This window comes from Amycolatopsis sp. MEPSY49, from assembly GCF_051337345.1.
Taxonomy (GTDB): domain Bacteria; phylum Actinomycetota; class Actinomycetes; order Mycobacteriales; family Pseudonocardiaceae; genus Amycolatopsis.
Map to the genome: position 1 here is coordinate 26,803 of NZ_JBDLYJ010000027.1, position 22,190 is coordinate 48,992.

Sequence of the window (22,190 nt, forward strand, 5' to 3'; positions counted from 1 at the left end):
GACAGCGCACCCCGCCACAGCGAAGGGACGTGAGGTGTGAGGATCACCGAATTCTTCGATCGAGGGCTTCGTCAGAACCCGGACGGTCCGGCCTACGTCATGGCCGACCGGCAGTGGACCTACCGCGAGGCCTTTGCCCTGTCCTGCCGGGTGGCACAGAGGTTGAGCACCGCGCTGAAGCCGGGCGCGAAAGTCGCTGTCCTGTCGCCGAACCACCCGGAGGCCTGGATCTGCGTGCTCGGAAGCTGGCGCGCCGGGATGGTGTGGGTGCCGCTGAACCCCGCCATGCCGCCGGACGAGACGGCGGAGCTCGCCGCGGCCTTCGACTGCGAAGCCATCTTCTACCACTCGTCCATGGCAGGCGTGGTGGAGTCGCTGCGGGCCAAGTCGCCCGATCTCCGACTGGCCGTCTGCCTCGACCGGGAGACGGCGGACGCCCCCGAACTGCACCGCTGGTGCGCCGCCTACCCGGCCGAACCCCCGGAGGTGCCCACCGCGATCGACGACATCGTCGCGATTTCGCCGACCGGTGGGACAACGGGCAGGCCCAAGGGCGTGATGAGCAGCCACCGCAACTTCCACACGTCCACCGCGCACCTGCTGATGCTGCTGAACTACGAGGCCCGCCAGCCGATCGTCAACCTCGCGGCGGCGCCGATGACGCACACCAGCGGGCTCCTCAGCTTGCCGGCGACGGCACGGGGCGGCACGGTCGTGGTCCTGGAAAAGGCCGATCCCACGGTGCTCGCCGACGTGATCGAGCAGTACGGGGTCACCGAGATGTTCCTGCCCCCCACGGTGATCTACCGCTGGCTCGACCACCTGGAGGGCCAGGAACGCGACTTTTCGTCGCTGCGCTACCTGATCTACGCCTCCGCCCCGATGTCGGTGGAGCGGCTCAAGCAGGCCATCGACGTCTACGGGCCGGTGCTGACGGCCGCGTACGGTCAGACGGAGTCGCCGGGAACGATCGCGCTGATGCGCTGCGCGGAACTCTTCGACGCGGACGGCAGCCTCGACGAGACCCGGCTCGCTTCGTGCGGCCGGCCGACCCCGCTCCTCTCCTTCGAGATCCGCGACGGCAAGGGCGACGTCGTGCCCCGGGGGACGGCGGGCGAGATCTGCGTGCGGGGGGACACGGTCATGGCGGGCTACTACGCCCAGCCCGAGCAGACGGCCGAGACGGTGGTCGACGGCTGGCTGCACACCGGCGACATCGGCCACCTCGACAGCGACGGCTACCTGTACATCACCGACCGAAAGAAGGACATGATCATTTCGGGTGGGTTCAACGTCTACCCGAGCGAGGTGGAACAGATCCTGTGGAGCCACCCGGCGGTGGGTGACTGCGCCGTCGTCGGCATTCCGCATCCGGACTGGGGCGAAGCGGTGACCGGCGTGGTCGAGCTGCGGACAGGGGCCGACGCCACCCCGGAGGAACTGCTCGGCTGGTGCCGCGAACGGCTGGGCGGGATCCGGGCTCCGAAGCGCATCGACATCGTCGAGGAACTTCCGCGCAGCCCGAACGGCAAGGTGCTCAAGAACCGGGTGCGCGAGCCGTACTGGCGTGGCGTGGACCGCCGGATCTGACGCTGCCGCAAGAGTCCGAAGGAGAACACCATGCCATCCGACGAGCCGATCCGACGGCGACGCCGTCGTCCCCGGTGGTCCGACCTGACCGAGGTGATCGATCCGCGCGCCTTCGCCCCGCCGACGACGGAGCGCCGCCTTGCCCGGGCTCACACGCTCGGGGACCTCCGCGCGATCGCCCGGCGGCGCGTTCCCCGCGCCGTGTTCGACTACGTCGACGGCGGCGCCGAGTCGGAGGTCAGCATGGCCCGGGCCCGGGCCGCCTACCGGGACGTCCACTTCCACCCGGCGGTGTTGCGCGACGTATCCGAGGTCGCGCTCGACCGCGTGCTGCTCGGCAAGAACTCGGCGCTCCCCGTCGTGCTCGCGCCGACGGGGTACACCAGGATGATGCACCACGAAGGGGAGCCGGCCGTGGCACGCGCCGCCGCCCGGGCGGGCATCCCCTACACGCTCTCGACAATGGGGACCACCTCCGTCGAGGAACTCGCCGCCGCCGAACCCACCGGCCGGAAATGGTTCCAGCTGTACCTCTGGCGCGATCGGGCGGCGGGGGAAAGCCTCGTCGAACGGGCACTGGCGGCCGGCTACGACACCCTGGTGCTGACCGTCGACACCCCGGTTTCGGGCGCCCGGCTGCGGGACGTCCACAACGGACTCACCATCCCGCCGATGATCGGCCCCCGAACGCTCGCCGACATGGCGATCCACCCGCGGTGGTGGGCGAACCTGCTGACCACCGACCCGCTGAAGTTCGCCTCGTTCGGCTCCTGGAAGGGCACCGCCGCCGAGCTCGCCGACAGCTTGTTCGATCCCAGCACGGGCATCGACGACCTCCACTGGCTGCGTGCGGCCTGGCCGCATTCGCTGGTGGTGAAAGGGATCCAGACCGTCGAGGACGCCCGCAAGGTGGTCGACGCCGGCGCCGACGCCGTGGTCGTCTCCAACCACGGCGGGCGGCAACTGGACCGGGCGGCGACGCCGTTGCGGGTACTGCCGGAAGTCCGCGCGGCGGTTGGCGAGCACGCCGAGGTCTTTGTCGACGGCGGTGTCCGGTCCGGCGCGGACATCGCCGCGGCGATCGCCCTCGGGGCGAGCGGCGTCCTGGTCGGCCGGGCCTACCTCTACGGGCTGATGGCGGGCGGGGAGCGCGGCGTGGACCGGGCGCTGAGCATCCTGCGCACCGAGCTGACCCGCACCCTGCGCCTGCTCGGGGTCGCGGACATCGCCGAGCTGCCCGGCCGGCACGTCACGCTGAACGAATCGACCGGACGATGATGTTGTCCCGGCCCACCGACGGCTTCCGCCTCGCCTACGACCGGCACGGCGACCCGGCCGGGTCTCCCGTCCTGCTGGTGCACGGCTGGCCGGGTGACCGGACCGACCACGCGGCGGTGGCCGCCCGCCTCGCCGGCCTCGGCCACGACGTCGTCGTGCCCGACCTGCGGGGGTTCGGGCAGTCCGACAAGCACGACCGGAATCCCGCCGAGTGCTACGGCGCCCCCGCCCAAGCGGCGAGCGTGGCCGGGCTGCTCGACGAGCTGGGGATCTCGGCGGCCGTGGTCGGTGGGTACGACATCGGCGCTCGCGTCGGCCTGCAGCTCGCCGTCGACCGCCCGGACCTGGTGCGCGCCCTCGTGCTCACCCCGCCGGCGCCGGGTGCCGGACGGCGGGTCCTCGCCGAAGAGCCGATTCGCGAGTTCTGGTACCAGCCGTTCCACCAGCTCGACCTCGCCCGCGAGCTGATCGACGGCGACGTGGGCCGCGCCCGCGCCTACCTGAAGCACTTCTGGTCGCACTGGTCCGGCCCGGACTACACCGTCGAAGACGAGCGGCTCGACCACCTCGCCGCCGCCTACGGCGCTCCCGGGGCCTTCGTCGCGTCGATCGGCTGGTACCGCGCCGGGAGCGGAATGGTCGCCCGCGCGCTCGCCGAGACCGAGCCGGATCCCGCCGACCGGCTCGCCATCCCGACGACCTTCCTGTGGCCGGAACACGACCCGCTTTTCCCCCGCGCGTGGTCCGACCGGCTCGACGCGTTCTTCTCGGACGTCACGGTGGTGCCCGTGCCGGGGGCCGGTCACTTCGTGCCCGTGGAAGCACCCGCCGTGTTCGCCGAAACGATCGCCGCGGTCGCGCCGTAACCACCTCCACCCCGACGATGAGGGAAGCAGCAGATGTACGACGATTACGAGTTCCTCAAGGTCGAGCCCGGCGCGGACCGGGTCCTGCGCATCACCATGAACCGGCCGGAGAAGCTGAACGCGTCCGGCGAGGTCGGGCACGGCGAGCAGGGCCGGATCTGGCGGGAGTTCGACGACGACCCCGACATGAACGTCGCGCTGATCACCGGGGCGGGCCGGGCCTTCAGCGCGGGTGGCGACCTCGACGCGGGCAACGGTCCCGCGGGCGTCGACACGCGCGACGGCCGGGCGCTGGTGCGCAACATGATCGCCTGCCGGAAACCGATCGTCTCCGCGATCAACGGGGTCGCGGTCGGCGGCGGCCTGGCCATCGCGCTGCTCGCCGACATCAGCATCGCCAGCGAGCGGGCGGTCCTCATGGACGGTCACATCAAGCTGGGTCTCGTCGCCGGCGACCACGCCGCGCTGGTCTGGCCGCTGGCGATCGGGCTGGCCCGCTCGAAGTACCACCTGCTCCTGTGCGACCGGATCGACGGCAAGGAGGCCGCCGAGATCGGCCTGGTGGGCAAGTGCGTGCCCCACGAGGAGCTGATGCCCACCGCGAACGACATCGCGGTGCGACTCGCCAAGGGGCCGCAGTTCGCCATCCAGGCCACCAAGGCGGCGCTGAACGACTGGTACCTGCACAACATCGCGATCTTCGAGCACTCGCTCTACATGGAGGCGCACAGCATGACGCTCCCGGACGCCGAGGTGGGCATCGCCGCGGTGCGCGGCAAGTCCGAACCGGAGTTCCCCGGGGCCGTCGGCTCCCACCGCTACTAGCAGGTCTCGCGTCGCAAGTTGTTCGACGCGTGGGGCTGGCCCGGGTGCTGGAACCCGGCCCTGCCCGAAGGTCTCGAATGAGTCATTCAGGACCTCCGAAGACCTGAATGACTCATTCAAGACGTTGGCATTCGCCGCCCTGTCAACCAACCAAGACGCGCGACACCAGGAGGTTCCGCCATGCAACCGATCACCGTCTCGACCGACATCCCCCTCGAGATCGCCGTCGACGCCCTGCCGGACGACGACCGGGTCTGGGTTCCCCAGGCACCCGGGGTCTTCTTCCGGCCCCTCTTCATCAACACCGTGACCGGCCAGTGGTGCAACCTGCTCAAGGTGACCAGGGCGGGCATCGTGTCCCGGCACCGCCATCCCGGCATCGTCGTCGGCTACGTGCTCAAGGGCGAGTGGAAGTACGACGAGCACGAGTGGACCGCGCGCGAGGGCGGCTTCGTCTACGAGCCGCCCGGCGAGATCCACACCCTCCGGGTGCCGGAGCACTGCACCGAGATGATCACCTTCTTCAACATCAGCGGCGCGATGATCTACCTCGACGACGACGGCGTGCAGATCGGGTACGAGGACGCCTTCACCAAGCTGGACATGTGCCGTGCCCACTACGCGGCCAACGGCCTCGGAGCCGGCTATGCCGACCAGTTCCGGCGCTGAGCCGGTGCGCCCGGCCCTGATGCGTGCCGCGGTCTGGACCGGGCCGGGCGCGGTGGCGGTGCGCGACGTCGAGCGTCCCGTAGTGCAGGACGGCGATGTCCTGGTGCGCGTCGAGTACGGCGGGATCTGCGGGACCGACCTGGCGATCCTCGCGGGCGCCCATCCCCGGGCCGAGGCGCCGCTGATCCTGGGGCACGAGATCGTCGGGACGGTCGAGCAGCCGTCCGCCGGCGGCCCGCCCGCCGGCACCCGGGTGGCCGTCGAGCCGCTGATCGCCTGCGGCCGCTGCCGGGCCTGCCGCGACGGGGCCCGGCACGTGTGCCGGGACCTGGAGCTGTACGGAATCGACGCACCGGGTGGACTGGCCGAGCTCGTCGCGGTGCCCGCCGACCGCGTCCTGCCCGTCGACCCGCGGGTCGACGGGCGGCTCGCGGCGTGGGCCGAGCCGCTCGCCGTTGCCGTGCACGCGGTCGGCCGGGCCGAGGCCGTCGCCGGGGCGACGGTCCTCGTCTTCGGCGGCGGGCCGATCGGCATCCTCACCGCACTGGTCGCCCGGCGAAACGGTGCGAGGCGGGTCGTCGTCGTCGAGCCGAAACCCGCCCGGCGGGCCACGACCGAACAGGGTGGCTTCGAGCTCGCGCCACCCGACGTCGACCCGGTGGCCTGGTTCCGTTCGACGAACGACGGCGAGGGCGCGGACGTCGTGTTCGACGCGGCCGGCCACCCCGCGGTCGCCGCGGTCCTCCCGGCCGCCGCGCGCGAGACCGGCTCGATCGTGCTGGTGGCGGTCTACAAGACGCCCCCGCCCGTCGACCTGCGGGCCGTCTGCTTCGCCGAGCAGCGGATCATCGGCGCCCGGGTGTACACCCGCCGGGACTTCGCCGACGCGGTCTCGCTCCTGGCCGGCGACGGGCTCGGCCTCGCCCGGCTCCCCGTCGCGGTGCTGCCGCTGGAGTCGGTCGCGGAGGCGTTCGAGCTCGCGCAGGCAGCCGACGCACCCATCAAGGTGCTGCTGCGGGCGGCCGGAGAACCCCGGCCATGACGCGACCGGCCGGGGTTCTCCGGGGTTCACCGCGACGTGCCCGACAGCGCCGGGGTTTGCGGGCCGCCCGCCTCCGTCGCCGGCCGGCGGCCACGGACCCGGCGGGCCAGGCCGAGGAGGACCCCGCGCAGTGCCTCGGCCCGCCGGCTGGACGGGACGAACATCTGCTGCTTGAGCCGCGCGGTGCGCTGGTGCTTGGTGATGAACGGACGCAGCCCGGCCTCCCAGGCGTCCAGCGCGGCGTCGAGGTCGTCGGGGTACTCCCGCAGGGCCGCGCCCAGTGCGGCGCCGCCGCGCAGCGAGGACGTGGCACCCATGCCCGAGTAGAGGTTCAGGCACCACGCCGCATCGCCCACCAGCACCACCCGCCCCGTGCTCCACCGCGGCATCTTCACCTGGTGCACCGAGTCGAACAGGTGCTCGGGGGCCTCTTCCAGGGAGTCCAGGACGTGCCGCACCACCGGATCGTCCATGCCCGAGAAGACCGAGCGCAGCCGTTCGATCCGCGACCCGCTGAACTGCTCCTGGATGTCCCTGGTCCGGTAGGTCAGCAGCGCGGTCGGCGCGTGGTCGGCGAGTCCGAACACCCACACTGCCCGCTTCGCGCGCGCGTTGATGATGCTGTCACTCGCCTCGTACGAAGGCACCTGCTCCTTCAACTGGAAGGCGCAGATCATCGCGTTCCACGTGGTCAGGTAGTCCTCGTGCGGACCGAACACGATCCGGCGCACGCTCGAGCGCATCCCGTCCGCGCCGACGACCAGGTCGAAGCTCTCGCGGTATCGCCCGCCGGCGTTCTCGAGCAGGACCTGCACCTCGGCCGGTCCTTCGGTGATCTCGACCGAAGTGGTCCCGAACCGCACCTCGACGCCGGTGACGTGCTGCCACAGCGCGGCCTCGATGTCTCCGCGCAGCACCGCCGCGGGCTCGCCGGGCTGGTCCAGGAATCCCAGAGCCGGGCTGCGCCTGCCGCGGCGATCCAGCGACCACGAATTCGCGCCGGCCGCCCGGTCCGGGTTGCGGGTGTGCAGGTGCTCGGCGATGCCCAGGTCGGCCGCCGCCTGCCGGCCCTCCGGGAACAGCCCGACGAAGTAGCCCCCGGTACGCCGTTCCGGCGCCCGTTCGACGATCACCGGCGTCCACCCGGCCTGGCGCAGCCCGATCGCCGCGGACATCCCCGCGATCCCGAGCCCGACCACCAGCGCCCTCTTCCCCATGGCCGTCACCGCCCCGCACCGGCCGGGGCAGCAGCCGTCGCCGCGGTGTACTCCGCGGCCAGCCGGCGGTGGACGACCTTGCGGATCAGCTCGAGAACGGCCGAAACCAGCACCTCGGCCGGGCGGCTGGACGGGACGAACCGCTGTTGCTTGATCCGTGCGGAGCGCCGCTGGCGGGTGATGTAGGGACGCAGTCCGGCCTCCCAGGTGTCCAGCGCGGTGGCGAGGTCGCCGGGGTGCTCCCGCAGGGCCGCGCCCAGTGCGGCGCCGCCGCGCAGCGAGGACGAGGAGCCCATGGCCGAGTAGGTGTTCATGCACCAGGCCGCGTCTCCCACCAGCACGACCCGCCCCTTGCTCCACCGAGGCATCTTCACCTGGTGGATCGAGTCGAACACGTGGTCGGGCGCCTGGTCGAGGGAGGCCAGGACGTGGCGCACCACGGGGTCGTCTTCCAGCCCGGAGAAGGCCGCGCGCACCTGCTCGACCGACGGCCCGGCGAACCGGTCCGGGATGTCCTCGGTGCGGTAGGTCAGCCACGCGCAGGGCGCGTGGTCGGCGAGCCCGAACACCCACATCGCGCGCTTGGGGCGCGAGACGATGATGCTGTCGCCCGGCTCGTAGGAGGGTACTTGCTCCTTCATCTGGAACGCGCAGATCATCGCTTTCCAGTTCGCCAGGTAGTCCTCGTCCGGGCCGAACACCATCCGGCGCACGCTCGAGCGCATCCCGTCCGCGCCGACCACGAGCTCGAAGTCCTCGCGGTACCGCTTCCCGGTGCCGGCGTCCTCGAGCAGGACCTGCACTCCGCCGGCGCCCTCGGTGATCTCGACCGGAGTGGTCGCGAACCGCACCTCGACCGCGTCCTCGGTCCCGTCGCCGGTGATGCCCTGCCACAACGCGGCTTCGATGTCGCCGCGCAGCACCGCGGCCAGCCCGCTGGGCGCGTCCAGCAAGCCCAGAACCGGCTTCCGCCTCCCCCAGCGGTCCACCGACCACGAGTTCCCGCCCGGTCGCCATTCCGGGTTGCGGGTGTGCAGGTGCTCGGCGATGCCCAGGTCGGCCGCGGCCTGCACACCCTCCGGGAACATGAAGATGAAGTAGCCCCCCGTCCGGCGCTCGGCCGCTCGTTCGACGATCACCGGCGTCCACCCGGCCTGGCGCAGCCCGATCGCCGCGGACATCCCCGCGATGCCGAGCCCCACCACCAGTGCCCTCTTCGGCATGGTTTCCCCTTTTCCGATCACGTTCTGCCGGTCGATCCGGCCCGACTCCTTTACTAAGTTCAGTACCGTTTTCACCATGCCTGAACTAAGTTAAGGTGTCAACCATGACCAAGGGCATCACCCGGGAGCGGATCGTCACGGCGGCGCTCGAACTCCTCGACGACCAGGGCATGGACGCCCTCACCGTCCGCGCGCTCGCCGCCCGGTTGGACGTCGGCGCCCCCGCCCTCTACTGGCATGTGCGCGACAAGCAGGAGCTGCTCGACCAGATGGCCACCGACGTCATGCGCCGCGTGGGCGGCGCCCTCACCGCGCTCCCGCCCGGCGACGCCCGGCGCGCCGACCTCACCGCCTACGCCCGCGTCCTGCGCTCGGAGTACCTGCGCCACCGCGACGGGGCCCGCATCTTCAGCGGCACCCGGATCACCGACCCGGACGTGGTCCGCATGAAAGAGCCGTTGCTGGAACGCTGGACCGCGGCCGGCTGGAAGCCCGTCGAGGCCGACGACGCCGTCGACGTGGTCACCGCGTTCGTCGTCGGCTTCGTCATCGAGGAGCAGGAGCGGCGCCAGTCCGCCGAGCGCGACGGCTGGCTCGGTGAAGGCGCCTCACTGGTCAAGGAGGCCGGGCCCCGCCACGACGACGGCGGCCGGCGGTTCGAACGGCATCTCGGCATCGTCCTCGCCGGGCTCGCCGTCCGACCGGACGCGTGAGTCAGCCGCGCCCGCGAACCCGCGAGGCCGTCCGGACCAGGCCGGCCAGGGCGCGCGAGCGGCTGCGGGCCGGCCAGACGATGTGGGTGGTGACCGCGGGAGCATCGCCCAGGGGGACGGCGACGTGCTCCTCCCAGAGCCAGGTGCGAGCGGACTCGGGGAAGACCGTCATGGTGCGGCCGAGCGCGATCAGCTGGGCCAGCTGCGTCTGGTCGTGGACCTCCGGGCCGGGACCGGGCGGGTAGCCTTCGTGGCGGGGCCACCGGGCGAGCGGAAGATCCGGGACGTCCGAAATCTCGGCAAGCGACAACACCTTGCGCGCGGCCAGGGGGTGCCGCGCGGACAGGATCGCCACCTGTCCCTCCGTCATCAGCTCGACGCTGTCGAACCCGGCGAGGGAGTTGAACGGCATGTGCATGAGGGCCACGTCGGCGCGCTGCTCGGTGACGCTGCCGGACAACGCGATGACCGATACTCAGGTCTCGGCCGAGTACGCGGTCAACGCCATCCGGCGCGTGCGCGAGCTGAGCGGCCGCAAGGTCGACGTCATCGGCCACAGCCAGGGCGGCACCGAACCGCGCTTCGCCCTCCGGTTCTGGCCCGACCTGCGCGACGACGTCGACGACTACGTCGGTCTCGGAGCCACCAACCACGGCAGCGTCGTCATCGACGCCATGTGCGTCCCGGGCTGTTCGGAATCGCTGTGGCAGCAGCGGTACGGCTCGAACTACACCCGGGCGATGAACTCCTACCAGCAGACGTTCCCCGGCATCTCGTACACGCAGATCTACACCCGCACCGACGAATTCGTCCAGCCGAACCTCGACGACAGCGGCACCACCTCGCTCCACGGAGGAGGCGGCGCCATCACCAACGTCGCCCTCCAGGACATTGCCCCGCGGACCTGGCGTCGGAGCACCTCGCCGTGGGCACTTACGACCCCGTCGCCTACGCGCTCGCGCTCGACGCGCTCGACCACCGCGGCCCGGCCTCGCCGGGGCGGATCGACCCCGCGGTCTGCGGAAAACTCTTCATGCCCGGCGTGGACCCGCTGCGGTTCGCCGTGAACTACGCGGCCCTGGGCGCGGTGATCGCCCAGCAGCTCACGCTCGCCCCGAAGTCCCAGCACGGGAACCGGAGCTCAAGCCCTACCCCTTGCGCCAGGGCTGACCTGGGGCACCGGGCACCCGGCCCGGTCATCACTTCGCGCGCCACTCGTCCGCGTGGTCCGCGACGAATCGCGCGAAGGTGCGGGGCGGGCGGCCGGTCAGGTCGAGCACCGCCGTGCTGACGCGGTCCTCCCGCCCGCGCCGGATCCCGTCCTCGACGGTCGCGAGGGCGGCGGCGAACTCGGCGGGCAGGCCGGCGGCCCGGTACGCCTCGGCCTGCTCGGCCGGCTCGATCCGCCGCACCCGGATCCGGCGGCCCGCGTGGGCGGTGATGGCTTCCGCGGTGTCACCGTAGCTCAGGCTTTCGGGCCCGGTGAGCAGATAATCGTCGCTCGCGACACGAACTTCGGGGTCCCCCAGCAAAGCCGCCGCGGCAGCCGCGATGTCCCGGACGTCGATCCACCCCACCTTGCCGTCGCCGGCTGCGGTACGGATCTCGCCGAGGCGGTGGATGCGTTCGCCCAGCGGGTGCGGGCGCAAGAAGTTCTGCATGAACCCCGAGGCGCGCAGCACCACCCAGCCAGGCTCGGCCCGCACCTGTGCCGCCAGCTCCAGCGCGCTGGGCGCGTTCGGCAGGACGATGGCGGAACCGAGAAGCACGAGCCGGCGCACGCCGGACCGCCGGGCCCGGCGCAGGAAAGGTTCGGCCAAGGGCAAGGGGTCGACGCTTTCCACCGGGGGGAACCAGGAAGACCCGATCCATGCCGCGCAGTGCGGCTTCGTGCGTACCCGGGTCCTCCCAATCGAATCGGACCGCGTCGGGATCGACGGCGGAGGGGTGCCGGCTCGCGATCCGCACCGGTACTCCCCCAGCGCGAAGCTGTTCGACCAGTGCCGCACCGGTCTTCCCGGTGCCGCCGGTCACGAGCACCCCGGTCACGAGACGTCGTCCCGGTCGAGCGAAGCGATCAGCTCGGGCAATCGCCCGGCCGCGCGAGCCGTCGCCAGCGGGCTCCAATAGTCGCGGTACATCACGATCTGTTCCTCGCGCACGGTCAGCACGACGACGTAATCCAGCCGGTAGTGCTCGCCGGTGCGCACCGCGCGCCCCTCGGCCGTCCACTCGATCACCGCGGTGTCCGCGTCCTCGGTCGGCCGCACGGTGAGCGCGGCGATTTCCCGCACATCAAGCAGTTCCGGGTATCCGGCGAGGTAACCGCGGACTTCTTCGCGCCCCGTCAGGCGCCGCGGCGCGTCACCGGCCGCGAAGGGGAATTCCGCGGTGCCATCCGCGGCCCAAAGATCCGCGACAGCGTCCATCTCCTTCTTCAGCAACAGGTCGAGCAACCGCCGAAACACTTTCTCCGGTGCACTGGGCACGTCGTCCTCCTCGGGAAATTCCGCTTGCCGGACCAGCGTGCCCAGCCGTCGGGCACCCGGAGAACCCACGCTTTAGCCCCGGACTGTCAGTGGGAGGCAAGGCCGGACGCCGCATGGGATGATCGCGGTGTGTCCGGACTAGAGCTCGCCGACTTCCTCCGCCGCCGCCGGGAAAACCTGCGACCGGAGGCCGCCGGGCGGGCGCACGGACCGCGCGCCCGGCGGACCCCCGGGCTGCGCCGCGAGGAGGTGGCGGCCCGCGCGCAGGTGTCGGTCAGCTACTACGAGCGACTGGAGCAGGCACGCGCCTCCCGCCCGTCTCCGCAGGTGCTCGACGCGCTGGCGAAAGCCCTCCAGCTCACCGGAGCGGAGCGCGAGCACCTGGCCGGGCTGGCCGGCCAGATCCTGCCCGGCGCGCACCGCGAGCACGAGCGGATCCCCGATGAAGCGCGGGCGCTGCTCGACCGGCTCGGCACCATTCCGGCCTACATCGTGGACAGCAGGCAGGACATCGTCGCCTGGAACCGCGCGGCGGCCGCCTTGATCACGGACTTCGACCTGGTGGCGCCCGCCGAACGCAACGCCGTCCGGCTCGCTCTGCGGCTGGCCGGCACCCTGTGCGACGCCGCACCGGCGACGGAAGCGACTTTCGCGCGGCAATCCGCCTCGCAATTGCGCACGGCCGTCGTGAAACACCCCGCCGACCGCGCGCTCGCCGAGCTGATCAACGAGTTCGCCGCCCACGACGCCGATTTCGCCGCCGGCTGGCGTGACCACGACGTGCGCCCCATCCCCGCCGTCCGCAAGCGGGTGAACCACCCGGTTCTGGGAGAACTGGAACTGGATCGGACCACGCTGCTGTTCCCGGGCGCGGGACACACCCTGGTGATGTACACGGCCGAACCGGGCAGCCCGAGCGCCGCCGCCCTCGAGCGGCTCTGACGGCTTCGCCGTACCTCACGTACGCGACTCCGGCCGGCCGAGCGCGGCGTAGGTGAGGTCGGTCAGGTAGTCGTTCAGGGCGAGGACCGCGGCGACCGCGGCCGTTTCGTCGCTGTGGGCGATCGCTCGCAGCAGGTCGCCGTGCAGCCGGGCCGCGGTTCGCAGGTCATCGGCCACATCGGGCAGGTGGGCGAACCAGAACCGCCGTGACAACGACTGCAGGGGCGCCATCGCCAGTTCGAGGTACTCGTTCTGCGTGGCTTCGACGACCAGGGCGTGCGACCGCTTGAGCAGCGTGGCGAACTGCCGGACATCTGCGCCTTCGAACGCGTCCAGCTCGGCGACGAGCGCGAGCATCTGCTCCTTCTGCCGGGTCTGGGCGCGGTAGGTCGCGAACCGCGCCGCCATCTCTTCCAGGCCGCGGCGCAGTTCGAGCAGCCGGAAGTGCGCTTCGACGGACACCGCGGCGACGAACACCCCGCGATGCGGGTGGATCTCGACCATGCGCTCCCGGGCGAGCCGCTGCAGCGCTTCACGCACGGGCGTGCGGCCGAAGCCGGTGCGGGCCATCAACCCGGCCTCGGAGACGGCCTCACCCGGTGCCAGATCCTGGAAGGTGATCATGTCCTCGAGCAGGGTGTAGACCTGTTCGGCCTTGTTGACCTGTTCTGTCACCCGCTCATCATCGCTCATCCCGCGGCCGGGCTGGACATCACCCACCGGCGCCATGTACAACCAATATATGAGTGATATGTCGGTGGAGTTCCCCGGCTGGCGCCTGGATGCCGCCGCGTCGGACGCGGCGCACCTTCCCGTACTCGCCGACGTGGACGTGGTCGTCGTCGGTGGCGGAGCCGCGGGCGTGGCCGCCGCGACCGTGTGCGCCGAAGGCGGGCTGTCCGTGGTGATCGTCGAGCGTTACGGCTTCTTCGGCGGTGCGGCGGTGGCCGGGATGTCCGGCACGATCTGCGGCCTCTACCTGGCCACCGAGTCGGGCGGGCCGACGCAGGTGGTGCGCGGGTTCACCGAGCGCTTCCGCGAGGGGCTCGCCGCGCGCGGCGGGGTCACCGGGCCCCAGCGGTACGGGAAGACCTGGACGGTCGCCCACGATCCGCTGGTCTGGCGCGAGGTCGCCGACGACTTCCTCGAACGAGCGGGCGTGCGGATCCTGCTCCACACCGCGGTCACCGGAGTCCTCGTCGAGGACGGGCGGCACGCGGGCGTCGTGGTCGAATCGAACGCCGGCCGGTCGGTGCTCCGGGCCGCGCGCACCATCGACGCGTCCGGCGACGCCGCGGTCGTCGCCCGTGCCGGGCACGCCACGCGGTTCGGGGACGGCGGCCGGATCCAGAACCCCACCATGTTCTTCCGGCTCGGCAACGTCGACCTGCCGGCGTTCCGCGAAGCCTACGGCGAGGACACGATCTGCCCGCCGTGGGTCAGCTCCGCCATCGAGGCCGCCCGCGCGGACGGGCTCGGCCTCCCGCGGTCGCACGTCTGGCTGTTCCACACGACCCGGCCCGGTGAGCTGCTCGTGAACGCGACCCGCTTGGTCGGCCGCGACGGCCGGATGCTGAACGTCGTCGACCCCGAAGACTTCACCGAGGCCGAAATCGACGGCCGGCGCCAGGTCCGGGACTACGCCCGGTTCCTGCGGCAGCGGGTGCCGGGCTGCGCCGGCTCGTTCGTCGTCGACACCGGTGTCGAAGTGGGCGTCCGGCAGACCCGCAGCATCGAAGCGGTCGAGGAACTCACCAACGCCGACGTCCTCGCCTGCCGCAAGCGGGCCGACGGGGTCGTCCGGTCACCGTGGCCCATCGAGCTGCACTCCGGCGACCGGCCGGAGCTGCGCTGGCTGCTGGACGACTGCTACGAGGTCCCCTACCTCGCCCTGGTGCCGCGGATCGGCGAAAACATCATCGTGGCCGGGCGCTGCCTCGGAGCGGAGCACGAAGCCCTCGCCTCGGCCCGGGTCACCGCCCAGTGCTTCGAGTACGGCCACGCGGCGGCCGCGGCGACTTTGCTGTCGCTGCGCGACGACCTGCCGTACCGGTCGGTGCCCGGCGCCGACGTCCGAGCGGCGATGCGCGCCGCCGGCAGCAGTCTCTGAATCGACATCCGCGAAAGGACCACCCCGTGACCGGCTTGCCCGACTACGACCCCGTGCGCCCGGGCGCACTGCGCAGCGAGTTCACCCCCGGCAGCACCCGCTGGGCCGTCCGTCGCGCCCAATGGACCGCGCTGGGCCTCGCCCCGGAAGACCAGGGACGCCCCAAGATCGCGATCGTCAACACCTCCTCGAAACTCGGCATCTGCTTTTCCCACCTCGACGGGATCGCCGAACTCGTCGCCGAAGCGGTGTGGGAAGCGGGCGGGCTGCCGTTCGAAATCCGGACCACCGCGCCACTGGACTTCGTGACCAGTGCCGGCCGGAAGGCCCGCTACCTGATGCCCACCCGCGACCTCATCGTCAACGACGTCGAGGCCGCGGTCGAGGGCGCCGTCCTGGACGGCATGGTGTGCCTTTCGTCGTGCGACAAGACCACCCCCGCGCACCTGATGGCCTCGGCCAGGCTGGACCTCCCATCGATCATCGTGCCCGGCGGCTATCAGCGAGGTGGCCACTACGGCGGCTGCTCGGTCGACATCGACACCGTCTACGAATCGGTCGGTGCGGTCCAAGCCGGCACCATGACCGTCGAGCAACTCGGCGAGCTGGCCGACTCGGCGATCCAGGGGCCCGGGGTGTGTGCCGGGCTCGCGACCGCCAACACCATGCACGTCCTCGCCGAGGCGATGGGCATGACCCTGCCCGGAGCGGCGCCGATCCGCGCGAACTCCGACCGGATGCGCACCCTGGCCGCCGACGCCGGCCGCCGGATCGTCGAAATGGTCGCCGTGGGCCTGACCGCGCGGAAGATCATCACCGGGCAGGCCATTGAAAACGGTGTCCGGGTGGCGATGGCGCTCGGCGGCTCGGTCAACTGCGTGCGCCACCTGGCCGCCGTGGCCAGCGAGGCGGATCTGGACCTCGACGTCGTGGCGCTGTTCGAGCAGCTGGGCGAAGACACGGCGCAGCTGGCGGCCATCCGTCCGAACGGGACGGACCAGGTGTGGGACCTCGAACGTGTGGGCGGCGTCCGGGCCGTGCTGCGGACCTTGCTGCCCCGGCTGCACGGCGACGCGCTGACGGTGAGCGGCCGAACCGTGGCCGAGCTGTCCGGCGACGCCCCGGAAGCGGACGGGACCGTGCTGCGCCGGGCCGACGACCCGGTTCGCGACGAACCGGGGCTGCTGATCCTGCGTGGTTCCCTGGCGCCGGACGGGTCGGTGGTCAAGGTCGCGGGGGCGGGCACCGCCCGGCGCCGGTTCACCGGGCCCGCCGAGGTGTTCGCGGGCGAGGACGCCGCGATCGCCGCGCTGGGCACCGGGGACATCGCCGAGGGAAGCGTGATCGTCCTGCGCGGGATGGGACCGCGCGGCGGGCCCGGCACCGTCTTCGCGGCGAGCTTCGTCGCCGCCCTCAACGGCGCCGGCCTGGGCGGCAAGGTCGCGGTGGTGACCGACGGCGAACTGTCCGGCCTCAACCACGGCCTGGTCGTCGGCCAGGTCATGCCGGAAGCCGCCGACGGGGGCCCGCTCGCGGGCGTGCGCTCGGGCGACACGATCACCATCGACCTCGACGCCCGCAGCATCGACACCGTCCCGCTCCGGCAGGGCGCACCGGTGACCGCCGGCCGCCCCGGCGAGGAACGGGGCTGGCTCGGCCAGTACGCGGCCCTCGTCGGCCCGGTACAGCAGGGAGCCGTCCTCCGCCGCCCGAAGCCCGCCACGCCCCCGTCCGGCCACTGACCCGCGCCTGCCCCAGATCAAAGGAGATCCTCGTGTCCGCAGCACCCGCCGGCACCGCGCCGGGACAGTCACGAAAAGCGTCGCTCGCGGCGCTGGTCGGCACCGTGCTGGAGTGGTACGACTTCATCGTCTACGGCACCGCCGCGGCCATCGTGCTCAACACGCAGTTCTTCCCTTCGCACGATCCGATGCTCGGGACGCTTGCGGCCTTCGCCACGTACGCCGTCGGGTTCCTGGCCCGGCCGCTGGGCGGGCTCGTCCTCGGCCGGCTCGGGGACCGCGTCGGGCGACGGCGGATGCTCGTGCTGACCCTCGTCCTCATGGGGGCCTCCACCACCGCCATCGGCCTGCTCCCCACCTACGCCCAAGTCGGGGCACTGGCGCCGGTTCTGCTGGTCCTGCTGCGGCTCGTCCAGGGTTTCGGCGCCGGCGGCGAGTACGCCGGCGCCGTGGTCCTTTCGGTGGAACACGCCGAGCCCGGCCGGCGGGGGCTCGCCGGGTCGGCCGCTCCGCTCGGCTACGCCGTCGCGACGCTGCTCGGCAACGGCGTGTTCGCCCTGTTCCTGTTGCTGCCCGAGGACCAGTTCACGTCCTGGGGCTGGCGGCTGCCCTTCCTGCTCGGCGCGCTGTGCCTGCTCGTCGGGTACCTCATCCGGCGCACCATCGAGGAGCCGCCGGTCTTCCAGGACACCAGGACCGGCCCGTCGGCCGGGCGGCCCGGCGGGATCTTCGCCGCGATCCGGCGGCACCCGCGCAGCTTCTTCATCGTCGTCGGCACCCGCATGGGCGAGAACGGCTTCGCCTACCTGCTCCCGGTCTTCGGCGTCTCCTACATCGCCACGACACTGGGGCTGGGCCGGTCGCTCGGCCTGGCGGCGGTCATGATCGCTTCCGCGGTCCAGGCGGTGCTCATCCCGCTCTGCGGGCTGCTTTCCGACCGCGTCGGCCGCAAGCCCGTCTACCTCGTGGGCATCCTCGGCTCCGTGTGCTGGATGGTGCCGTTCTTCCTGCTCAGCGACACCCGCTCGGCGGGCTGGGTGATCCTGGCTTTCGTGGTCGGGCTCGGCGTGTTCTACCCGGCGATGCTCGCTCCGCAGGCCGCTTGGTACGCGGAGCTGTTCGACACGGAGTTCCGCATGTCGGGCTTCGCGTTCTCCCGCGAGGTCGGTTCCGTCCTCGCCGGCGGCCTGGCCCCGTTCATCGCCACCGCGCTCTACGCGTGGGCCGGGCACTGGTGGCCCATCCTCGCGTACATGGCGGCGATGGCGGCGCTGACCGTCGTGGCGCTGGCGCTGGGCCCGGAGACGGCCCGGAACCGGATCGGCCGCGAACAGGCGGCCCAGGTGCCCGAGCTCCGGCCCTGACTTCACGATGGGATCGGATCGACCGCCGCCCAGGGGTCGACGGGGACCACGCGAACACTGCGGCCCAGCTCGTCGACGATGCGCCCGTGCACCTTCACCTGCTGGAGCACCACCCGGCGGTCGACGACCGTCGCCGTCGGGTGGTCCCGCACGATGCGCGCCAGCAGCTCGTCGAGGTGCTCCAGCGAGTGCAGGCTGACGACCAGGGCCAGGTTCGCCGGCCCCGGTATCCCCGAGCAGTGCCGCGTCTCCGGCATCGCCCCCAGCGCGCGGCCGACCGCCGGGAGGTCGCCGTCGGGCACCGACAGCCACAGGAACGCCATCGTGCCCCAGCCGGTGAGCGGGCGGGCGACGTCGCACCGGAAGGTGATGTCGCCGTGGCGGTACAGCCGGTCCAGCCGGCGCCTGACGGCCTGCGGTGACACCCCCAGTTCCGCCGCCAAATCCTGGTAGGAACGCCGCCCGTCGCGGCCCAGCGCCAGGAAAAGGCGCCGGTCCCCTTCCCCGAACGGGCGGATCCGCTCCGGTGGTGGCCCGGCCGGTTCCCGCACCTGCTCGGTCCGGACCCGGTTGATCACACCCAGCCGCCACACCACGCCGCCGAACAGCCCGCTGTAGAGGTGGGAGTGCAGCGCCGTGACGTCGGCGGGGACCGGCAGCGAGCGAACCAGCACGTCGGCGATGGCCGCCAGCGAAGGGGCGAGGACCAGCGCGAACACCTGGAACCGGCCGGTGGTCACGCCCACCGTGCTCACGTGCGGCAGCTCGGCCAGTTCGAGCGCGACGGCCCGCGCGGTGCCCGGCCGGCACGACAGTTCCAGCACCGCCCCGCGCATCTGCCGGTCGCTCAGGGCGACCGTCACCCAAGCCGTGCCGTCGTCGACCAGCCGCTGCCAACGCCGCGCCAGCGTGATCGGCGCCAGCTCCAGCGCGTCGGCCAGGCTCGACCAGCTGGCCCGCGGATTGAGCTGCAGGGCGTCGACCAGCGCGAGATCCGTCTCGTCCAGCACGTCAGGCCACCCACCCCGATCGGCGCCCCCGAGCGTCCCGATCGAACATTTCCGGGGTGATCATCGGCTGTTTCCCACCTTTTCGACGCCGGGATCAACGATCTCCCGCACAGTACCGGCAATCGAACGACCACGAGGAGCCCGCATGGCCATCGAGAAGGAGGGCGCGGCACCGCCGACCGTCGCGCCGCCGGAGCTCTACCGCAGGATCGGGTGGCGCATCCTGCCGCTGCTCGTCATCTGCTACCTGTTCGCCTACATCGACCGGGTCAACATCGGCTTCGCCAAGCTGCAGATGGCCCAGGACATCGGCATCAGCGAATCGGTCTACGGACTGGCGGCCGGCATCTTCTTCCTCGGGTACGTGCTCTTCGAGGTGCCCAGCAACCTGCTGCTGCGCCGGATCGGCACCCGCAAGACGCTCTTCCGCATCATGCTGCTGTGGGGGACCACCTCCGTGGCCATGCTGTTCGTGCACGACGCGACCAGCTTCTACGTCCTGCGCTTCCTGCTCGGGGTGTTCGAAGCCGGGTTCGCCCCGGGCATCATCTTCTACCTGACGTACTGGTACCCGAGGGCGCGCATGGGCGCGGCGATGTCGGTGCTGATGATCCCCGGCCCGCTGGGCTCGATGATCGGCGGGCCGGTGTCCTCGCTGGTCATCAGTGGCCTCGACGGGTCCGCAGGCCTGGCCGGCTGGCAGTGGATGTTCCTCGTCGAGGGGCTGCCCTGCGTCCTGCTGGCCTTCGTCGTCCTGAAGGTCCTCCCGAACGGTCCCGGCGACGCCCGCTGGCTCACCCCCGGCGAACGCTCGCTGCTCGCCCAGGATCTGGCCGGCTCGCACGAGAGCGGGGAGCACCGCTTCCGGAAAGTGCTCACCGACCCGCGGGTCTACGGCCTCGCGTTCGGCTACTTCTGCCTGATCAGCGGCCTGTACGGGGTCAGCTTCTGGCTGCCGACGATCCTCTCCGAGAACGGCGTCCGGTCCGTCGTCGCGATCGGGCTGTGGTCCGCGGTGCCCTACGCGGTCGCGCTGGTGCTGATGCGGGTGCTGGCCCGGCACTCCGACGCCACCGGCGAGCGCCGCCGGCACACGGTCGTCCCGACCGTCGTCGCCGCGGCGGGCATGGCCGTCGCCGCCTTCACCGCGTCGACCTTCGGCGTCTCGATGATCGCGCTGATCGTGGCCACCGCCTGCATGTGGGGCGCCTACACCGTGTTCTGGTCCGTGCCGGCCACTTTCCTCAAGGGTGACGCGGCCGCGGGCGGCATCGCGTTCATCAACAGCATCGGCCTGCTCGGCGGGTTCTTCAGCCCCACACTGATCGGCTACGTGAAGGAAACGACGGGCAGCACCGAGATCGGCCTGCTCACGCTCGTCGGCCTGCTCGTGGCCGGCGCGGTCTCGCTGGCGGTCACGCGGGTACGGACGGAGCCCGGCCGGACCGCCCCGGTCGCGGACGGACAGGAGGTGGCCCGATGACGGACGGCACGACGAGGATCCTGGTCGCCGGGTTCCAGCACGAGACCAACACGTTCGCGCCCACCCCGGCCTCGTACGCCAACTTCGCCAACGGCGAGGGCTTTCCCGCCCTGCGCCGCGGTGCCGGGGTGCGCGAACTCGAGCCGGTCAACCTGCCGGTCGGCGGGTTCCTTGGGCAGGCCCGGGCCCGCGGCTGGGAGGTGCTGCCGGTGATCTGGGCGGCCGCCAGCCCGTCCGGGCCGGTCACCACCGACACGTTCGAGCGCATCGCCGGCGAGATCGTCGACGCCGTGCGTCTCGGCCGGCCGGACGCGGTCTACCTCGATCTGCACGGCGCCATGGTCACCGAGCACCACGACGACGGCGAGGGCGAGCTGCTGGCCAGGGTCCGCGCCGCGGCCGGGCCCGGCGTGCCGGTGGTCGCGAGCCTGGACCTGCACGCCAACATGTCGGCCCGGATGTTCGACGCCGCCGACGCGCTGGTCTGCTACCGCACCTACCCGCACATCGACATGGCCGCGACGGGGGCGCGGGCCGCCGATCTGCTCGCCCGGCTGCTCGACGGCGAACGGCTCCGGCTCGCGTGGCGCCGGGTGCCGTTCCTGATCCCGATCAACGCGGGGTGCACCGATCTGGAGCCCGCCCGGTCGGTCTACGGCGGTCTGGAATCCCTCGGCGGAGACCGCACCACGGTGTCGTTCGCCGCCGGGTTCCCCGCGGCCGACATCCCGGACTGCGGACCGGTCGTGTGGGCGTACGGCACCGGCCCCGTCGAGGAGATCGTCGACCGGCTGTACGACGAAGTGACCCAGGACGAGGCGAAGTGGCGGGTCGCGCTGCTCGACCCCGCCGAGGCCGTGTCTGCGGGGCTCGAAGCCGAGGGTGCCGGCCCGGTCGTCGTCGCCGACACGCAGGACAACCCCGGCGCCGGCGGCTCCGGCCGCACCACAGGGCTGCTCCGCGCCCTCCTCGCGGCCGGCACCGTCGAGCCCGTCGCGCTCGGGCTCATCACCGATCCCGCGGCCGCCGCCACGGCCACCGAGGCGGGCGTCGGCGCCACGGTGGACCTCGCGATCGGCGGTGATCCCGCGGTGCCCGGGGACGAGCCGGTGCGAGGCCGGTTCGTCGTCGAGACGCTGTCGGACGGACGCTGCCGCTTCGACGGGCCGATGCTGCACGGCACCGAGGTCGACCTCGGTGCCGCCACGTGCCTGCGCTCCGGGTCCGTGCGGGTGGCGGTGACGACCGGGCGCTCCCAGGTGTTCGACCGCAACCTGTTCCGGATGGTCGGCATCGTCCCGGAGGACCAGCGGCTCCTCGTGGTGAAGAGCTCGGTGCACTTCCGCGGGGACTTCGAGCCGATCGCCCGGAAGATCCTCGTCGCCCGCTCCCCCGGTCTCCTCGCGGCCGATCCCGCCGACCTCGCCTGGCGACGGCTGCCGGCATCGGTCCGCGTGACCCCCGGTGGCGGACCGCCGTGACGAGGCACCAAGCGGCTAGCGTCGGCCCCGCTTCAAGCGCCCCAAGGCGGCCTTGGGTGCGTCTCACGCACCGAAGGCCGCCTTGGGTGCGTCTGACGCACCGAAGGCCACATTGGGGTTGTTTCATCCTGGTTGTGGCTGGTCAG

Annotated in this window: 21 protein-coding genes and 1 pseudogene; 14 read left to right on the forward strand and 8 right to left on the reverse strand. The window is 71.9% G+C overall.

The genetic code is table 11. The features are described 5' to 3' along the window. The first annotated feature begins 36 nt into the window (after positions 1–36). From ABFJ78_RS49700 to ABFJ78_RS49725, 6 genes are all read left to right on the forward strand, one after another. The gene (locus ABFJ78_RS49700) at positions 37–1,590 is read left to right on the forward strand and encodes a class I adenylate-forming enzyme family protein (protein WP_436394617.1); all 1,554 of its coding nucleotides are present in this window, start codon (positions 37–39) and stop codon (positions 1,588–1,590) included. 30 nt (positions 1,591–1,620) lie between these two features. After that, on the forward strand, positions 1,621–2,868 hold the full coding sequence (locus ABFJ78_RS49705) for an alpha-hydroxy acid oxidase (RefSeq protein WP_436394618.1): 1,248 nt from the start codon (positions 1,621–1,623) through the stop codon (positions 2,866–2,868). Beyond that, complete coding sequence (locus ABFJ78_RS49710; protein ID WP_436394619.1) at positions 2,865–3,734, forward strand: alpha/beta fold hydrolase; 870 nt, start codon at positions 2,865–2,867, stop codon at positions 3,732–3,734. Before ABFJ78_RS49705 ends, ABFJ78_RS49710 begins: the two co-directional genes overlap by 4 nt. 33 nt (positions 3,735–3,767) lie before the next feature. After that, entirely contained in the window at positions 3,768–4,559 is a 792-nt protein-coding gene (locus ABFJ78_RS49715) for an enoyl-CoA hydratase/isomerase family protein (protein WP_436394620.1), read from the forward strand. A 180-nt stretch (positions 4,560–4,739) separates the two neighbouring features. Then, positions 4,740–5,228, forward strand: coding sequence for a 2,4'-dihydroxyacetophenone dioxygenase family protein (locus tag ABFJ78_RS49720; protein ID WP_436394621.1), 489 nt, complete (start codon positions 4,740–4,742; stop codon positions 5,226–5,228). Then, on the forward strand, positions 5,206–6,270 hold the full coding sequence (locus tag ABFJ78_RS49725) for a zinc-dependent alcohol dehydrogenase (RefSeq protein ID WP_436394622.1): 1,065 nt from the start codon (positions 5,206–5,208) through the stop codon (positions 6,268–6,270). The genes ABFJ78_RS49720 and ABFJ78_RS49725 overlap by 23 nt, the downstream gene beginning before the upstream one ends. Positions 6,271–6,296: 26 nt before the next feature. Here ABFJ78_RS49725 and ABFJ78_RS49730 read toward each other — a convergent pair whose 3' ends face one another. Further along, the gene (locus tag ABFJ78_RS49730) at positions 6,297–7,487 is read right to left on the reverse strand and encodes an FAD-dependent monooxygenase (protein WP_436394623.1); all 1,191 of its coding nucleotides are present in this window, start codon (positions 7,485–7,487) and stop codon (positions 6,297–6,299) included. Positions 7,488–7,492: 5 nt separating this feature from the next. Next, complete coding sequence (locus ABFJ78_RS49735) at positions 7,493–8,710, reverse strand: FAD-dependent monooxygenase (protein WP_436394624.1); 1,218 nt, start codon at positions 8,708–8,710, stop codon at positions 7,493–7,495. A 104-nt stretch (positions 8,711–8,814) separates the two neighbouring features. Here ABFJ78_RS49735 and ABFJ78_RS49740 point away from each other — a divergent pair, with 104 nt between their 5' ends. Continuing rightward, the gene (locus ABFJ78_RS49740; RefSeq protein WP_436394625.1) at positions 8,815–9,423 is read left to right on the forward strand and encodes a TetR/AcrR family transcriptional regulator C-terminal domain-containing protein; all 609 of its coding nucleotides are present in this window, start codon (positions 8,815–8,817) and stop codon (positions 9,421–9,423) included. Position 9,424: 1 nt separating this feature from the next. Here ABFJ78_RS49740 and ABFJ78_RS49745 read toward each other — a convergent pair whose 3' ends face one another. Continuing rightward, the gene (locus tag ABFJ78_RS49745) at positions 9,425–9,841 is read right to left on the reverse strand and encodes a LysR substrate-binding domain-containing protein (protein ID WP_436394626.1); all 417 of its coding nucleotides are present in this window, start codon (positions 9,839–9,841) and stop codon (positions 9,425–9,427) included. Between ABFJ78_RS49745 and ABFJ78_RS49750 the strand changes: the two genes are divergently transcribed. Further along, on the forward strand, positions 9,834–10,490 hold the full coding sequence (locus ABFJ78_RS49750; RefSeq protein ID WP_436394627.1) for a lipase family alpha/beta hydrolase: 657 nt from the start codon (positions 9,834–9,836) through the stop codon (positions 10,488–10,490). The genes ABFJ78_RS49745 and ABFJ78_RS49750 overlap by 8 nt on opposite strands. Before the next feature lie 132 nt (positions 10,491–10,622). On the opposite strand, the gene ABFJ78_RS49755 is transcribed toward ABFJ78_RS49750, so the two are convergent. The 3 genes and pseudogenes from ABFJ78_RS49755 to ABFJ78_RS49765 all read right to left on the reverse strand — a co-directional run bounded on the left by ABFJ78_RS49755 (position 10,623) and on the right by ABFJ78_RS49765 (position 11,912). Further along, on the reverse strand, positions 10,623–11,243 hold the full coding sequence (locus ABFJ78_RS49755; protein ID WP_436394639.1) for an ergot alkaloid biosynthesis protein: 621 nt from the start codon (positions 11,241–11,243) through the stop codon (positions 10,623–10,625). 88 nt (positions 11,244–11,331) lie between these two features. Continuing rightward, positions 11,332–11,472, reverse strand: a pseudogene (locus tag ABFJ78_RS49760) (NAD-dependent epimerase/dehydratase family protein); the annotation flags it as partial. Beyond that, positions 11,469–11,912: a nuclear transport factor 2 family protein gene (locus tag ABFJ78_RS49765; protein ID WP_436394628.1), complete on the reverse strand. Its 444-nt coding sequence runs from the start codon at positions 11,910–11,912 to the stop codon at positions 11,469–11,471. The pseudogene ABFJ78_RS49760 and the gene ABFJ78_RS49765, both read right to left, overlap by 4 nt. Before the next feature lie 129 nt (positions 11,913–12,041). Between ABFJ78_RS49765 and ABFJ78_RS49770 the strand changes: the two genes are divergently transcribed. Next, complete coding sequence (locus ABFJ78_RS49770; RefSeq protein WP_436394629.1) at positions 12,042–12,854, forward strand: helix-turn-helix transcriptional regulator; 813 nt, start codon at positions 12,042–12,044, stop codon at positions 12,852–12,854. A gap of 15 nt (positions 12,855–12,869) precedes the next feature. Here ABFJ78_RS49770 and ABFJ78_RS49775 read toward each other — a convergent pair whose 3' ends face one another. Then, a complete protein-coding gene (locus tag ABFJ78_RS49775) occupies positions 12,870–13,529 on the reverse strand; it encodes a GntR family transcriptional regulator (RefSeq protein ID WP_436394630.1) in 660 nt (219 codons plus the stop codon). Positions 13,530–13,596: 67 nt separating this feature from the next. Here ABFJ78_RS49775 and ABFJ78_RS49780 point away from each other — a divergent pair, with 67 nt between their 5' ends. From ABFJ78_RS49780 to ABFJ78_RS49790, 3 genes are read left to right on the forward strand one after another with little or no spacing between them, the layout of a single operon-like run. Further along, complete coding sequence (locus tag ABFJ78_RS49780; protein ID WP_436394631.1) at positions 13,597–14,964, forward strand: FAD-dependent oxidoreductase; 1,368 nt, start codon at positions 13,597–13,599, stop codon at positions 14,962–14,964. A gap of 26 nt (positions 14,965–14,990) precedes the next feature. After that, positions 14,991–16,706, forward strand: coding sequence for a dihydroxy-acid dehydratase (locus ABFJ78_RS49785; protein WP_436394632.1), 1,716 nt, complete (start codon positions 14,991–14,993; stop codon positions 16,704–16,706). Between the two features lie 32 nt (positions 16,707–16,738). Beyond that, positions 16,739–18,070 (forward strand): MFS transporter, encoded by a 1,332-nt coding sequence (locus ABFJ78_RS49790; RefSeq protein WP_436394633.1) that lies wholly within the window; start codon positions 16,739–16,741, stop codon positions 18,068–18,070. 2 nt (positions 18,071–18,072) lie between these two features. Here the strand turns inward: ABFJ78_RS49790 and ABFJ78_RS49795 are convergent, their stop codons facing one another. Beyond that, entirely contained in the window at positions 18,073–19,080 is a 1,008-nt protein-coding gene (locus tag ABFJ78_RS49795; protein WP_436394634.1) for an Lrp/AsnC family transcriptional regulator, read from the reverse strand. A gap of 145 nt (positions 19,081–19,225) precedes the next feature. Between ABFJ78_RS49795 and ABFJ78_RS49800 the strand changes: the two genes are divergently transcribed. Both ABFJ78_RS49800 and ABFJ78_RS49805 read left to right on the forward strand, forming a co-directional pair. Then, on the forward strand, positions 19,226–20,563 hold the full coding sequence (locus ABFJ78_RS49800) for an MFS transporter (RefSeq protein ID WP_436394635.1): 1,338 nt from the start codon (positions 19,226–19,228) through the stop codon (positions 20,561–20,563). Next, a complete protein-coding gene (locus ABFJ78_RS49805) occupies positions 20,560–22,044 on the forward strand; it encodes a M81 family metallopeptidase (protein ID WP_436394636.1) in 1,485 nt (494 codons plus the stop codon). The genes ABFJ78_RS49800 and ABFJ78_RS49805 overlap by 4 nt, the downstream gene beginning before the upstream one ends. Positions 22,045–22,190 lie beyond the last annotated feature (146 nt).